This is a genomic window from Pseudomonas sp. MWU16-30322 (genome assembly GCF_020515535.1).
In the GTDB taxonomy this organism is placed as follows: domain Bacteria; phylum Pseudomonadota; class Gammaproteobacteria; order Pseudomonadales; family Pseudomonadaceae; genus Aquipseudomonas; species Aquipseudomonas fluorescens_H.
On record NZ_JAIWYL010000002.1, the window covers coordinates 295,098 to 309,882 of the forward strand.

Genomic DNA, 14,785 nt, shown 5'->3' on the forward strand with positions numbered 1-14,785 from the left:
TCATTCATTCAGGGATCGATCCATGCTCAAGGGACTGCTGCGCCTGGCGCCATACGCTGCGGCGCTGTTCACACTGATTTCCACCGCCCATGCCGAAGATGGCCGGCGCGTGTTCACCGGTACGCTGGGCAAGATGCCGATTGTGGTGGAGCTCAACACCACGCAGCAGGACGAAGTCACCGGCCGCTACTTCTATGAGAAGTATCACCGCGACCTGGAACTCAGCGGCTCGCTGCAGGACAGCACGTTGAACTTGGTTGAAGGCAACAACCGCTATGGCGACGACAAACCGCTGCCAACCCTGAAGTTGAAATCCACCGCCAATGGCTGGCAGGGCGAATGGCAAAACCCCAAGGGCAAGAAGCTGCCGGTGCAACTGACCGAAGCCAAACTTCCTGCGCCGAGCGCAACTACGCTGCCCTTTATTGCCACTTTGCCGAAGAGCGATCCCTACGAGTATTTGCGCTTGCAGGGACTCAAACTCAAACCGGAGAAGAAAGAAAACTTCATGGGCTACGACCTGCAATGGTGGACGGAGCCTGAGTCGAAGATATCGTTGTTCAGTGTCGAGTCCGGCTATACGAAAGAAGAGCAGCAGCGGATCAATAACCACTTGCTCGGACGGCTCTGGACTGAAGTCATCGACTATCACCGTTGCATGATGGATGGCGGGGAATACGCCGAGTTCGATCAAGGTGCTGCCCCGGAGTTTTTCTCGCCCGACGTGGTCAGCCTGGACATCTCCACCGGTTACAGCTGCGGCGGTGCCCACCCGGATTTCGGCAGTTCGCCAATCAACCTCGACGTCCACACCGGCGAATTGTTGAAACTCAAAGATGTACTGTGGATTGGTGAACCGAATAGCGCGGCCACCGAATACGATCAGATGAAAGTCATGGCGCCGTGGCTGGTCAAACAGTTCGCCACGCTCTATCCCGAAGAGATGAAGAAGCCCGCCGAAGATGACGGCAGTTGCGATTACTCCGATGAAAGTGTCTGGGGTTATTCCAACTGGCACTTCACGCCGAAGGGGATTTACCTGGGTGCTTACTTCGCCCGTTACCAACGTAACTGCGACAACCCCGATTGGTCAGTGCTGCCGTACTCGCTGGTCAACCAGCACCGTGGCGCAGCCAAACTGCAATTGCCCAAAGGCTAACCGTCACGCCAACCCCGGCGCCTCCCGCACAATAAAGTGATCCAGGTTCTCGATGTTGGCACTGAACACCCCGAACGTCTGTTCGGGGTTCTTCTTGCTCGGCACTTGCTTCAACTCCGGCGTCACGCCATAGAAGAAACAGAACAACTCCTTGTCGCTATCGATCGCGTGCTTGATCTCCTCCAGAAACGCCTTGCGCTTGCGGTAGTTGTCGATCAACTTCTTGCTCAAGTAAACGTTCACCGAATACGGCTTCTTCTTCGCCTCATCCGCCTGCTTGAACCAGACCTTCTGCTCGAAATCGATGCGAAAACTCTGGGTGTAATCCTTGATCTCCTTGATCCTGCCCCAGTAAATCAGCCCCTTGTTGTCCGTCAGATACTCGATCTTCTTGAAGAACGAGCCATAAGGCGCCGTGTGCTCGCCGATCTTCAACGGCATGCGCTTGAGCAACTCCTTGTCGGCGAAGTTCGACACAAAACACTCCACCGGATGCGCAAACACACTGGTCTTGTCCGGCGCCGTCTCACGCCCCGGCGACTCCCTGGAACTCACCTGCGCCACCCGCACCGGATCATCCCGCAACACATCCGCCGCCCCCGCAGGCGCAGCAGGCTTGCGCACATACTCACGCCGCGTCAGCAACAACTCCGATGGGAAATGTTCCTCGCGAGCGTCATCCGTTTCGCCATCCGCCGTCTCAACGCCAGATGCCGACGCCTTCAAACTCACATACGGACAACCCGCCACATGCTGCGTCGTGGGCAGATTCTTGAAGTGCGGTGTACGCACGTAATTCACGTTCTTGGCGTTGAACGTGCCCAACTCGTTGGAGGTATCAAATGCCAAACGACAGGCATCGTTGGGGCACTGGAAATGCTCCTTGGCCGAATCGAACGCTACCGTCTCATCGAAATTGAGATCGCGAACGTCATAGATCGACAACTTGTCGTCGAGGCTGAGGCAGTAGGCGAGATCGAATTTCATGGCGGGGCTCGGATCCTTGAGTGGGGGAGGGGTATTAATAGCGGGCGGCGGCGCGGGTTGCACTGATTGTTTTCAGGATGATGCGGAATCTGTAGGAGTCAGCCTGCTGGCGATTCCAGGCATCAACCAGATTTCAATCCTCACCCCGCCACTGCGGTCCACACATCACCCCTGTGGCGAGGGAGCTTGCTCCCGCTGGGCTGCGAAGCAGCCCCAAGATCAGCCAATACGGGTAGTCAGATAAACCGCGATTATTCCTTTTCGAGTCTTCCAACGTTGTCATACAGCCAAGCAGTGAAAGCCTCTCTGTCGTCCGAATGGTGGCAACGTTGGTGACAGTTGGGACACAACGCCACAACATTCGAAGGAAGGTCAGAACCCTCTTGCGACATATGTTTAACGTGATGCGCTTCCAGAAACGGTTTCCCATTCTTTTTAAATGGCGCTTCTTCGCCACAGCCTTCGCACTTTCCATTGGCCTGCTGACGAACCCAGCCCCTCAATTCAGGATCGCGAAAGTAAGTCTTCCTGGTGGACTCGGTCCAAACAGGATTTTTTATCCCTTTTGGGACGTACAGGAATGGTTGCCGCTCAAATTTGGCCGCACGCTGTTCTAGCTTTTCTTCGTCCGCCGTGGGATCAGAGTCCTCAGGAGTAACAACGCTAGAAGCATCGAGCGCTGTACGAATACTACGCGCGACATTAGCGCCGACATTCTTGGCAGGTTTGTAACCCTTGATAGGTTCACGGCCCAACTCGACCATGACGGAAGAAATGTTCTGCATCCGAAATTCGATAGAGCTCTTGGTTCGGTCAGCCAGTACGCCCTCGCGAAGCACGCGATTCTCGTGTGCCTTGTTGTATGCCTGCTCTTTCTGTTCACACGACCTCATCCGTAGATAGGCGTCGACCGCCGCCTGAATCTCTACGTCGCTCCAGTCGCTATTACTTTTTTCCATAACCATACAGTCGCCGAGGGTTGAAAACCCTCGGACGATACTGAGTGGCCATTACTGCTGTCTACGAAAATTCCTACAGAAAATAGCGACGGATCCCGCGCGATCCTACAAACCCATGCCTAGCCCATCGAGTGCTTCGAGGACTGAAACACCTGCGTAACTCTTCGCCACCAGGGTTTCTCTAGAGAAGCTCGTCGTGGATTTTGATCGTTCAACAGACAAGGCATATCCCGAAGCCGAATCCAGCCCTCATCCTGCCAATGCAGCAAACTCAAAGACATCTCCGGCCAATCCAACAAGCTCAACATTGGCCGATTCGAATCTCCTGAATCCGCAGCATCGCGCAATGTCGGCACCACCTCATTGGTCAGCCATTCCCGCAACAACCGATTACCCGGAACGTAGTGATAGACCAACAGCGCGTACACCCCGGACTCACTGAGCATCAGATGCTGTTCTGGTTCTCGAAAGTACTCAATCCACATGACGCGGCGCTGATCGCTATCTAGCTTGTTGACCACCCGATCATTCAGATAGAAACCCATCAAGCGGCCGACATCGCGAGCGGAGAACCAAGGCTGGTTTTCTAATAGAAGGGCATGGAGAGAAAGGTTGTGGCGAGAGAACACTATTACCGGGAGCGGATCAGACATATCTATGACCTCTACGTTAGATTTTGGGAGGGCCTGACCCCAACGTAGAGCGGACTTAAGAAATCCCAACGAGCAGAGCAGTTGTCACCGACGAATCACACGTCTGTGTCACTGACCAAGCTTTCTACGTTGGGCGTTTCTTAGGCACCTGCGATAGAGCTTAGTAGTGCTTGTAGCGGGCTTCAACGGGACGCGGCTGTAAGTGCTGTAGGAGATTGAGCGCTGTGACGTAGGCGTAAAAAACGATTACCAATCGTCCATAAAAAAGCCCCGATCAAATCGGGGCTTTTGATTTCTCGACTTTTCGACTCAAGCAGCAATCATCAAATCGTGCCGAGCGAGACCATTAGTCCCAGCTCAACGCACCACCAGTTTGGTATTCGATCACTCTCGTCTCAAAGAAATTCTTCTCTTTCTTCAAGTCCATAATCTCGCTCATCCAAGGGAACGGGTTCGTAGTCCCTGGGTATTCCTCTTTCAAACCAATCTGCGACAGACGACGGTTAGCGATGAACTTCAGGTAGTCCTCCATCATCGCCGCGTTCATGCCCAACACGCCGCGAGGCATGGTGTCGCGCGCGTATTCGATCTCCAGCTGCGTACCCTGCAGGATCATCTGGGTCGCTTCTTCTTTCATCTCGGCATCCCACAGGTGTGGGTTTTCGATTTTGATCTGGTTGATCACGTCGATGCCGAAGTTCAGGTGCATGGATTCGTCGCGCAGGATGTATTGGAACTGCTCGGCGACGCCGGTCATTTTGTTGCGGCGGCCCATGGACAGGATCTGGGTGAAGCCGCAGTAGAAGAAGATGCCTTCCAGAACGCAGTAGTAGGCGATCAGGTTGCGCAGCAGTTCTTTGTCGGTGTCCGGGGTGCCGGTTTCGAACTTCGGATCGGAGATCGAACGGGTGTATTTCAGGCCCCAGGCTGCCTTTTTCGCGACCGATGGGATCTCGTGGTACATGTTGAAGATCTCGCCTTCATCCATGGCCAGCGATTCGATGCAGTACTGGTAGGCGTGGGTGTGGATCGCCTCTTCGAACGCCTGGCGCAGGATGTACTGGCGGCATTCCGGGTTGGTGATCAGGCGGTACACGGCCAGGACCAGGTTGTTGGCAACCAGGGAGTCGGCGGTGGAGAAGAAGCCGAGGTTGCGCATCACGATGCGGCGCTCGTCGTCGGTCAGGCCTTCCGGGTTTTTCCAGAGGGCGATGTCGGCGGTCATGTTGACTTCTTGCGGCATCCAGTGGTTTGCGCAGCCGTCCAGGTACTTCTGCCAGGCCCAGTCGTACTTGAAAGGTACGAGTTGGTTGAGGTCGGCGCGGCAGTTGATCATGCGCTTTTCGTCAACGGCGACACGGGCGGAGGCGCCTTCGAGTTCGGCGAGGCCTTCGGCGACGTCGAGGGAATCCAGTGCTGCCTTGGCGCGGGCCACGGCGGCCGAGTCGTCGGCGGTCACGGCGCGGGCTTCCAGCGCTGCGGCACCGCCGGCGCTGTCGAGGCGGTCCATGTTGGCTTCAGTAGCGTGGCCGGCGTTGGCGCCTTTCACGGTTGCTACTTCACTGTCTTCTTTGTCGAATTCGTCCCAGCTCAGCATGACGTGTCGTCTCCTGCGTGAGGGCCTGTCGCCCCGTGTGAAACCTGATTGGTTGGTTGTTCACACGGTCGTACAGACCGCGTTGGATCTTAAGGAATCGTTTTTTGCGGCAGCCAAGGCAGGCAATAAAACAGAATTTTGTACGGGTTTCCGAGAGCCTCTGACGGGCGCAGATCAGCGTTGACGCTGCTGCGGGGCTTCAGAATGGCTTTTGCTCCCTGTAAGGGAATATTGCTGACCCGATTAGGGCGGCATTATAGGGAAAAAAACACGGCTGTGCTGAGGCGAATCCGCGCATGGAGCGGTCGAGGAGGCTGGTTTTTCGATGAGAGTGCGGGTTTACAGGGCTTTGGCGGGGATAGATTTTTTTTCGTAAAAATCTCGCGATTGTGGATTTGCTCAAAAAACGAACAAAAAAACCGGTTTTTCACTACATCTAGTGTTTTGCAAGCATTTTTGACGACTCCAGACACAACTGAGCCCGACCGAAGTCGGGCTGGAATCGGCCCTCAAATGAGGCGCTGAGCGGTCCGATTCGGTGCAGTCTCAATCATCAATTGGTGCAGCCGTTACCCATGACGCTGTAGCGCAGGATGTGACGCTGACCCTTGGAGTCGTCGTATTCCATTTTCATCGGAACAACTTCGCAGACGTTTGGAACTTCGCTCATGGACACTACGTTGGCGATGTCCAGGTGAGTCGAGTAAGTGTATTCCTCGATAGCCGGTTGCTGCTGTGCGACATCAGTCGGGACCTCGTCTGCCATGGCGGTTGCGCACAGACTGCTGAGGGCCAGAACCAATAAAGCTTTCATTTCAGATTTACCTTTTTGAGGTCGAGTGGGGTCACGCAACCTTTTTAGGGTTGCGTGTGGAACTTCATTACTTGGATAAGTTGATTAACGGCCTTCGTGGGGGCTGTAACGTTGTTAATCGGTTTGCCTTGTCGGCGATGCGGATTTTAGGGAGGTGGGGTGGGGGTAAACAGGTGGGGTTTTGATAAACACTTTTCGCGGTTTTGGTAACAATCGGTCGTTAGGGTGGGGAAGAGCGTTTTCTGGCGATGCAATTTGTATGGGACACCGAGTTGTCTGGATCGCTTGCAGGCAAGCTCCTACAAGGGGTTTGGGGTGTTTGGGGGTAGTGCGCTGGGCTTGCTGTCTGGGTATCGCCATGTTTTGTAGGGGCTTGTTACTACCATCGTCGAATGGTTCTATGGGCCCGGCCCGGCTACAACGGGGTCATACAAAAACAACTATTTCACCGAGGTAAGAAAGATGAGTGCGGCTTCTCTGTATCCCGTTCGTCCCGAGGTTCTGGCCAATACGCTGACTGACGAGGCGACCTACAAAGCCATGTACCAGCAGTCGGTCGTCAACCCTGACGGTTTCTGGCGCGAGCAAGCCAAGCGCCTCGACTGGATCAAGCCTTTCACCACGGTGAAGCAGACTTCCTTCGACGATCACCATGTCGACATCAAATGGTTCGCCGACGGCACTCTGAACGTTTCCTACAACTGCCTCGACCGTCATCTGGCCGAGCGCGGCGATCAGATCGCAATCATCTGGGAAGGCGATGACCCTTCCGAAAGCCGCAACATCACCTACCGCGAACTCCACGAACAAGTCTGCAAACTGGCCAACGCCCTGCGTGGTCAGGACGTGCACCGCGGCGACGTGGTGACTATCTATATGCCGATGATCCCCGAAGCCGTGGTCGCCATGCTGGCCTGCACGCGGATCGGCGCGATTCACTCGGTGGTGTTCGGCGGCTTCTCGCCGGAAGCGCTGGCGGGGCGGATCATCGACTGCAAATCGAAAGTGGTGATCACCGCTGACGAAGGCATTCGCGCCGGCAAGAAGATCTCGCTGAAAGCCAACGTCGACGACGCGCTGACCAATCCGGAAACCAGCAGCATCCAGAAAGTCATCGTGTGCAAGCGCACCGGTGGCGACATCAAGTGGAACCAGCATCGCGACATCTGGTACGAAGACCTGATGAAAGTGGCGGGCACCGTCTGCGCGCCGAAAGAGATGGGCGCTGAAGAGGCGCTGTTCATCCTTTACACATCCGGTTCGACCGGCAAGCCGAAGGGCGTGCAGCACACTACCGGCGGTTATCTGCTGTATGCGGCGATGACCCACGAGCGCGTGTTCGACTACCGCCCGGGCGAAATCTACTGGTGCACCGCCGATGTCGGCTGGGTCACCGGTCACAGCTACATCGTCTACGGCCCGCTGGCCAATGGCGCGACCACCCTGCTGTTCGAAGGCGTGCCGAACTATCCGGACATCACCCGGGTGGCGAAGATCGTCGACAAGCACAAGGTCAACATCCTCTACACCGCGCCGACCGCGATCCGCGCGATGATGGCTTCGGGCACCGCCGCCGTTGAGGGCGCGGATGGCAGCAGCCTGCGTCTGCTCGGTTCGGTGGGCGAGCCGATCAACCCGGAAGCCTGGGACTGGTACTACAAGAATGTCGGCAAGTCGCGTTGCCCGATCGTCGATACCTGGTGGCAGACCGAAACAGGCGGCAACATGATGAGCCCGCTGCCGGGGGCGCATGCGCTGAAGCCGGGTTCGGCGGCACGTCCGTTCTTTGGTGTGGTACCGGCGCTGGTCGACAACCTCGGCAACATCATCGAGGGCGAGGCCGAGGGCAATCTGGTGATTCTCGATTCGTGGCCGGGTCAGGCGCGTACGCTGTATGGCGATCATGACCGCTTTGTCGACACCTACTTCAAGACCTTCCGTGGCATGTACTTCACCGGTGACGGTGCGCGTCGTGACGCCGATGGTTACTACTGGATCACCGGGCGGGTCGACGACGTACTCAACGTCTCCGGCCACCGCATGGGCACCGCCGAGATCGAAAGCGCCATGGTTGCGCACCCGAAAGTCGCCGAAGCGGCGGTGGTCGGTGTGCCGCACGACATCAAGGGGCAGGGGATTTATGTCTATGTCACCCTGAAGAATGGCGAGGAGCCGAGTGAGCAACTGCGTCTGGAGCTGAAGAACTGGGTGCGCAAAGAGATCGGCCCGATTGCTTCGCCGGATGTGATCCAGTGGGCGCCTGGGTTGCCAAAGACCCGTTCGGGCAAGATCATGCGGCGGATTCTGCGCAAGATTGCTACGGCTGAGTACGATGGGTTGGGGGACATCTCGACCCTGGCGGATCCGGGTGTGGTGCAGCATTTGATTGATACGCACAAGACGATGAATGTGGCGTAAGCGTTAGCTCTGTAGAAGCCCTGTCCGGTGATGCCGGGCGGGGCTTTTTTGTGTCTGGAGGGTTTGTGTTGGCTGTGCCGGCCTCATCGCGAGCAAGCCCGCTCCCACTGGTTGATGTGTGTTCTGTCTGGAAGAATGCAATCCAGCTGAGGGTTTGCGTTGGCTGTGCTGGCCTCATCGCGAGCAGGCTCACTCCTACAGTTGATTGGAGCGCGATCACTGTAGGAGTGAGCCTGCTCGCGATAGCCATCTGTCAGACACCGGTGCAATCCGCTGTCGGAATCCAAACCCACCCAACCAATAATTATCGATTTCCTGCGCAAGCCCTTTCCCGCTGTTACCCGCACTCATCCGAGTAACCAAATGTGTAACCGCCCGCCCCGCAGCGGGGCGAAGGGAAACGCAATGCCCCGTTTTAGAGCCTTAAAACGCCCAGTGAAAAATAAGACACAACGCTGCGCTTGCCGGATTAGAAGGGTTTGCGAATAATAGGCCCGCAATTTGCAGCATAGATCGGTTCACTGTCTTTCGCTCTTGCATGAATTTGCAAGGCTGTCAATGCGCTCAAGCGGGTTTCTCTGTGCATCTGTAATTAGTTGTCGCATTGAAGAAATATCGGCTTCGGGCCTGTCGTTAGAATGCCGATCACTCGCTCATCGTGGCTGACGTTGAAAACCCCGAGGGTTTCAATGGGAAATTTCCCACCGATGCTGCGCCGCTTTCCCGATTCACCCATTCGCATATTGGGCTGTCGCTCACTCTGCCGTTTTTGCCCTTTACCGATGGAGTCCCAAGATGAAGAAACTTGTGCTGCTTGGCGCCCTGGCACTGTCCGTGCTGTCGCTGAATTCCTTCGCTGATGAAAAACCTCTGAAGATCGGTATCGAAGCGGCTTACCCTCCGTTCGCTTCCAAAGCGCCGGATGGCAGCATCGTCGGTTTCGACTACGACATCGGCAACGCCCTGTGCGAGCAGATGCAGGTCAAGTGTGTGTGGGTCGAGCAAGAGTTCGACGGTCTGATCCCGGCACTGAAAGTGCGCAAGATCGACGCGATCCTGTCGTCCATGTCGATCACCGAAGACCGCAAGAAATCCGTGGACTTCACCAACAAGTACTACAACACCCCGGCCCGTCTGGTCATGAAGCAAGGCACCGTTGTCAGCGACAACCTGTCTGAGCTCAAGGGCAAGAACATCGGTGTGCAACGTGGTTCGATCCACGAGCGTTTCGCTCGCGAAGTCCTGGCCCCGCTGGGTGCCGAGATCAAGCCATACGGCTCGCAGAACGAAATCTACCTCGACGTGGCCGCTGGTCGCCTCGACGGTACCGTGGCTGACGCCACCCTGCTGCAGGACGGTTTCCTGAACACTGATTCCGGCAAAGGCTTCGCCTTCGTTGGTCCGCAGTTCACCGACGTCAAATACTTCGGCGACGGCGTAGGCATCGCTGTGCGCAAGGGCGACGCGCTGAAAGACAAGATCAACGCGGCCATCGCGGCCATCCGTGAAAACGGTAAATACAAAGCCATCCAGGACAAGTACTTCGCCTTCGATATCTACGGCAAGTAACACGTCTCTGCGACAAGTCAGAAATGGCGCAAGCAACAGGATCTCTGCGGTTTGCGCCATTTTTTCATCCCAACTTTCGAGGACCTGAATCATGTTGAAAGGCTACGGGGCTGTCATCCTCGATGGCGCATGGCTGACGCTTCAGCTCGCCTTGTCGTCCATGGCCCTGGCCATCGTTCTCGGGCTGATCGGGGTCGCGTTGCGCCTGTCGCCGATTCGTTGGCTGGCGTGGCTGGGCGATCTGTACTCCACGGTGATCCGCGGGATTCCCGACCTGGTACTGATCCTGCTGATCTTTTACGGCGGTCAGGACTTGCTCAACCGTGTTGCGCCGATGCTCGGTTATGACGACTACATCGACCTGAACCCGCTGGCCGCCGGTATCGGCACCCTCGGTTTCATCTTCGGTGCGTACCTGTCCGAGACGTTCCGTGGCGCGTTCATGGCCATCCCCAAGGGCCAGGCCGAAGCCGGCATGGCCTACGGCATGAGCAGTTTTCAGGTGTTCTTCCGGGTGATGGTGCCGCAGATGATTCGTCTGGCGATCCCTGGTTTCACCAACAACTGGCTGGTGCTGACCAAGGCCACCGCGCTGATTTCGGTGGTCGGTCTGCAAGACATGATGTTCAAGGCCAAGCAGGCGGCGGATGCCACCCGCGAGCCTTTCACCTTCTTCCTCGCAGTGGCGGCGATGTACCTGGTGATCACCAGTGTCTCGTTGCTGGCGCTGCGTCACCTTGAGAAGCGCTACTCGGTAGGCGTAAGGGCGGCTGATCTATGATCTTCGACTACAACGTCATTTGGGAGGCCATGCCGCTGTACCTCGGCGGCCTGCTGACCACCCTCAAACTGCTCGCGCTGTCGCTGTTGTTCGGTCTGTTGGCGGCACTGCCGCTGGGCCTGATGCGCGTCTCCAAGAACCCGATCGTCAACGGCTCCGCGTGGCTCTACACCTACGTGATCCGCGGCACGCCGATGCTGGTGCAGCTGTTTTTGATCTACTACGGTCTGGCGCAATTCGAAGCAGTACGTGAAAGCTTCTTGTGGCCGTGGCTGTCCAGCGCGACGTTCTGTGCGTGCCTGGCGTTCGCGATCAACACCAGCGCCTACACCGCCGAGATCATTGCCGGCAGCCTCAAGGCCACGCCGAACGGCGAGATCGAAGCCGCCAAGGCCATGGGCATGTCGCGCTTCAAACTGTACAAGCGCATCCTGTTGCCATCGGCCCTGCGCCGGGCGCTGCCGCAGTACAGCAACGAAGTGATCATGATGCTGCAGACCACCAGTCTGGCGTCCATCGTGACCCTGATCGACATCACCGGCGCGGCCCGTACCGTCAACGCGCAGTACTACCTGCCGTTCGAGGCGTACATCACCGCCGGCGTGTTCTACCTGTGCCTGACCTTCATTCTGGTGAAGCTGTTCAAGCTGGCCGAGCGCCGCTGGTTGAGCTACCTGGCCCCGCGGAAGCACTGATATGGAACGCATCGACCACGTATTGCCGTGGAGCCACTTGGGCAGCGAGCGCAAGATCTCGGTCTTCCGCTTCGGTCAGGGCGAGCGCAAGGCTTACATTCAAGCGAGCCTGCACGCTGACGAACTGCCCGGCATGCGCACCGCCTGGGAGCTGAAAAAGCGTCTCGGCGAGCTCGAAGCCCAAGGCTTGCTCAACGGCGTGATCGAACTGGTGCCGGTCGCCAACCCGCTAGGCCTCGGCCAGTTGCTGCAAGGCAATCATCAGGGGCGTTTCGAGGCAGGCAGCGGCAAGAATTTCAACCGTGATTTCGTCGAGCTGAGCGCACCGGTCGCGGCGGCGCTGGCCGAGCGTCTCGGTGACGATCCGCACGCCAACATTCGCCTGATCCGTCAGGCCATGGCTGATCATCTGGCGGCACTGCCCGAAGCGAGCAGCCAGTTGCAAGGCATGCAGCGCGTTTTGCTCAGCCACGCCTGCACCGCCGATGTGGTGCTCGACTTGCATTGCGACGCTGAAGCCGCGCTGCACATGTATGCGCTGCCGCAGCACTGGCCGCAATGGCGTTCGCTGGCCGCGCACCTGAATGTGAAGGTCGGTCTGCTGGCGGAAGATTCCGGTGGCAGCTCCTTCGATGAAGCGTGCTCGTTGCCGTGGTTGCGTCTGTCGCGGCAGTTCCCGGACGCGCAGATTCCGCTGGCGTGCCTGGCGACTACCGTCGAGCTCGGCGGTCAGGCCAATACCGACCGCGCTGATGCGGTGGCCTGGGCCGAAGGCATTCTGGCGTTCCTTGCCGAGCAGGGCCTGATCACGGGCGAGTGGCCGAAACCGGCCAACGAAGCGTGCGAAGGCATGCCGTTCGAAGGCACTGAATTACTGTTGGCACCGCACCCCGGTGTGGTGAGTTTTCTGCGTAAGCCCGGCGAGTGGGTTGAAGCCGGGGATGAGATTTTCGAAGTGATCGACCCTGTGTCCGATCGGGTCAGCACGGTGTGTGCTGGTACGTCCGGGGTGCTGTTTGCCATTGAACGGCTGCGCTATGCCCAACCCGGTTTCTGGCTGGCCAAGGTGGCGGGGCGCGAAGCGCTGCGTCACGGGCGCTTGCTCAACGACTGACTGACTGTTTTTGTGAGAACCGACCGCATGTACAAACTTGAAGTCCAAGACCTGCATAAACGCTATGGCAGTCACGAAGTGCTCAAGGGCGTGTCCCTGAAAGCGGCAGCCGGCGATGTGATCAGCATCATCGGCTCCAGTGGCTCCGGCAAAAGTACTTTCCTGCGCTGCATCAACCTGCTTGAGCAGCCGCACGCGGGCAAGATCCTGCTCAACAACGAAGAGCTGAAGCTGGTCGCCAACAAGGACGGCGCGCTGAAAGCCGCTGATCCGAAACAGCTGCAGCGCATGCGCTCGCGCCTGTCGATGGTGTTCCAGCATTTCAACCTGTGGTCGCACATGACCGCGCTGGAAAACATCATGGAAGCGCCGGTCCACGTACTGGGCGTGTCCAAGGCTGAAGCGCGCGAGAAGGCCGAGCACTACCTGAACAAGGTTGGCGTGGCCCATCGTAAAGACGCGTTCCCGGGGCACATGTCCGGTGGCGAGCAGCAACGCGTGGCAATTGCCCGTGCGCTGGCGATGGAACCGGAAGTGATGCTGTTCGACGAACCGACTTCGGCCCTCGACCCGGAGCTGGTTGGCGACGTGCTGAAAGTGATGCAAGCGCTGGCTCAGGAAGGCCGCACCATGGTCGTGGTCACGCACGAAATGGGCTTCGCCCGTGAAGTGTCGAACCAGTTGGTGTTCCTGCACAAAGGTGTGGTGGAAGAGAGCGGCAACCCGCGCGAAGTGCTGGTCAATCCGCAATCCGAGCGCTTGCAACAATTCCTGTCGGGTAGCCTCAAGTAATCGCTCCCGTTATGCACCAAATTAGGTCATGCTTCGCGACCTGAAGACTTGCTCGGCCCTCTGTGGGAGCGGGCTTGCTCGCGAAAGCGGTGTTTCAGTCGACATCATTGGTGTCTGATCTACCGCATTCGCGAGCAAGCCCGCTCCCACAATGGATCTGCGACAGTTTCGATTACGGGCTAGCATTGGCCCTTGCCTCATCACCGTTCTTCGTTTCGGATTGCCCGCCCATGACTGCCCATCGAATTGGTTTCCTGATTTGGCCCAGCACTAAAGCTCTGACGCTGGCGCTGGCGGAGGAGGCCTTGCGTGTTGCTCAGCGGGTGCACCCGGAGGTGGTTTACGAGCTGTCGTTCCTGCAGGCCGAAGCCAGCACCGAAGCCACGGCCGAAGGCGCCTGGCAACTGCCGGGCGAGGCCTGGACCGGCAAGCTGGAAAACTTCCAGAAACTGTTCCTGCTCGCCGACGAGCCGCCGACCACCCTGGCCCCGGCACTCAGCAGCGCGCTCAAGCAACTGGTGCGGGCCGGTTGCGTGATCGGTGGCCTGTCGGCGGGCGTGTATCCGTTGGCGCAACTCGGTCTGCTCGACGGCTACCGCGCGGCCGTGCACTGGCGCTGGCAGGACGATTTCGCCGAGCGCTTCCCGAAAGTCATCGCCACCAGTCACCTGTTCGACTGGGATCGCGATCGCCTGACCGCGTGCGGCGGCATGTCGGTACTCGACCTGCTGCTGGCAGTGCTGGCCCGTGATCATGGAGCAGAACTGGCCGGTGCTGTCTCCGAAGAACTGGTGGTCGAGCGCATCCGCGAGGGCGGCGAGCGTCAGCGCATCCCATTGCAGAACCGCCTCGGTTCCAGCCATCCGAAGCTCACGCAAGCCGTGTTGCTGATGGAAGCCAATATCGAAGAGCCGCTGACCACCGACGAAATCGCCCAGCACGTGTGCGTGTCCCGTCGACAGCTGGAGCGGATCTTCAAGCAATACCTCAACCGCGTGCCGAGCCAGTACTACCTGGAACTGCGCCTGAACAAGGCCCGGCAGATGTTGATGCAGACCAGCAAGTCGATCATCCAGATCGGCCTGTCCTGCGGTTTCTCCTCGGGACCGCATTTCTCCAGCGCCTATCGCAACTTCTTCGGCGCCACGCCGCGGGAAGATCGCAACCAGCGGCGCAGCAGCAGTCCGTTCGAACTGTCGTCGGTGCCGCCGGAGCGCGGTTGACGCGTCCCGGCCAATCGCGCTGAA

The 14,785-nt window shown here is 58.0% G+C and carries 13 protein-coding genes; 8 read left to right on the forward strand and 5 right to left on the reverse strand.

All coding sequences use genetic code 11. The features are described from left to right. Nucleotides 1-22 precede the first annotated feature (22 nt). A complete protein-coding gene (locus tag LCH64_RS04270) occupies nucleotides 23-1,159 on the forward strand; it encodes a hypothetical protein (protein WP_226499586.1) in 1,137 nt (378 codons plus the stop codon). Nucleotides 1,160-1,162: 3 nt separating this feature from the next. On the opposite strand, the gene LCH64_RS04275 is transcribed toward LCH64_RS04270, so the two are convergent. From LCH64_RS04275 to LCH64_RS04295, 5 genes are all read right to left on the reverse strand, one after another. After that, nucleotides 1,163-2,146 (reverse strand): hypothetical protein, encoded by a 984-nt coding sequence (locus LCH64_RS04275; RefSeq protein WP_226499587.1) that lies wholly within the window; start codon nucleotides 2,144-2,146, stop codon nucleotides 1,163-1,165. Between the two features lie 251 nt (nucleotides 2,147-2,397). Further along, on the reverse strand, nucleotides 2,398-3,111 hold the full coding sequence (locus LCH64_RS04280; protein WP_226499588.1) for an HNH endonuclease signature motif containing protein: 714 nt from the start codon (nucleotides 3,109-3,111) through the stop codon (nucleotides 2,398-2,400). Between the two features lie 113 nt (nucleotides 3,112-3,224). Further along, nucleotides 3,225-3,758, reverse strand: coding sequence for a Bro-N domain-containing protein (locus tag LCH64_RS04285; RefSeq protein WP_226499589.1), 534 nt, complete (start codon nucleotides 3,756-3,758; stop codon nucleotides 3,225-3,227). A 346-nt stretch (nucleotides 3,759-4,104) separates the two neighbouring features. Then, nucleotides 4,105-5,355, reverse strand: coding sequence for a ribonucleotide-diphosphate reductase subunit beta (locus tag LCH64_RS04290; RefSeq protein ID WP_003227292.1), 1,251 nt, complete (start codon nucleotides 5,353-5,355; stop codon nucleotides 4,105-4,107). 553 nt (nucleotides 5,356-5,908) lie between these two features. Further along, a complete protein-coding gene (locus LCH64_RS04295) occupies nucleotides 5,909-6,169 on the reverse strand; it encodes a DUF2790 domain-containing protein (RefSeq protein WP_003227290.1) in 261 nt (86 codons plus the stop codon). Nucleotides 6,170-6,631: 462 nt separating this feature from the next. Here LCH64_RS04295 and acs point away from each other — a divergent pair, with 462 nt between their 5' ends. The 7 genes from acs (at nucleotide 6,632) to argR (ending at nucleotide 14,761) form a co-directional block, all read left to right on the forward strand. Continuing rightward, entirely contained in the window at nucleotides 6,632-8,587 is a 1,956-nt protein-coding gene (acs, locus tag LCH64_RS04300) for an acetate--CoA ligase (protein WP_047599664.1), read from the forward strand. A 795-nt stretch (nucleotides 8,588-9,382) separates the two neighbouring features. Then, nucleotides 9,383-10,156 carry an ABC transporter substrate-binding protein gene (locus tag LCH64_RS04305; protein WP_003227288.1) on the forward strand — a complete coding sequence of 258 codons (774 nt, stop codon included), beginning with the start codon at nucleotides 9,383-9,385 and terminating at the stop codon, nucleotides 10,154-10,156. A gap of 91 nt (nucleotides 10,157-10,247) precedes the next feature. Further along, on the forward strand, nucleotides 10,248-10,937 hold the full coding sequence (locus tag LCH64_RS04310) for an ABC transporter permease (protein WP_003227287.1): 690 nt from the start codon (nucleotides 10,248-10,250) through the stop codon (nucleotides 10,935-10,937). Further along, on the forward strand, nucleotides 10,934-11,632 hold the full coding sequence (locus tag LCH64_RS04315; RefSeq protein ID WP_226499590.1) for an ABC transporter permease: 699 nt from the start codon (nucleotides 10,934-10,936) through the stop codon (nucleotides 11,630-11,632). Before LCH64_RS04310 ends, LCH64_RS04315 begins: the two co-directional genes overlap by 4 nt. A gap of 1 nt (nucleotide 11,633) precedes the next feature. Then, nucleotides 11,634-12,746: a M14 family metallopeptidase gene (locus tag LCH64_RS04320; protein ID WP_226499591.1), complete on the forward strand. Its 1,113-nt coding sequence runs from the start codon at nucleotides 11,634-11,636 to the stop codon at nucleotides 12,744-12,746. Between the two features lie 27 nt (nucleotides 12,747-12,773). Continuing rightward, the gene (locus LCH64_RS04325) at nucleotides 12,774-13,538 is read left to right on the forward strand and encodes an ATP-binding cassette domain-containing protein (RefSeq protein ID WP_003227281.1); all 765 of its coding nucleotides are present in this window, start codon (nucleotides 12,774-12,776) and stop codon (nucleotides 13,536-13,538) included. 230 nt (nucleotides 13,539-13,768) lie between these two features. Then, complete coding sequence (gene argR, locus LCH64_RS04330) at nucleotides 13,769-14,761, forward strand: transcriptional regulator ArgR (RefSeq protein WP_003227280.1); 993 nt, start codon at nucleotides 13,769-13,771, stop codon at nucleotides 14,759-14,761. Nucleotides 14,762-14,785 lie beyond the last annotated feature (24 nt).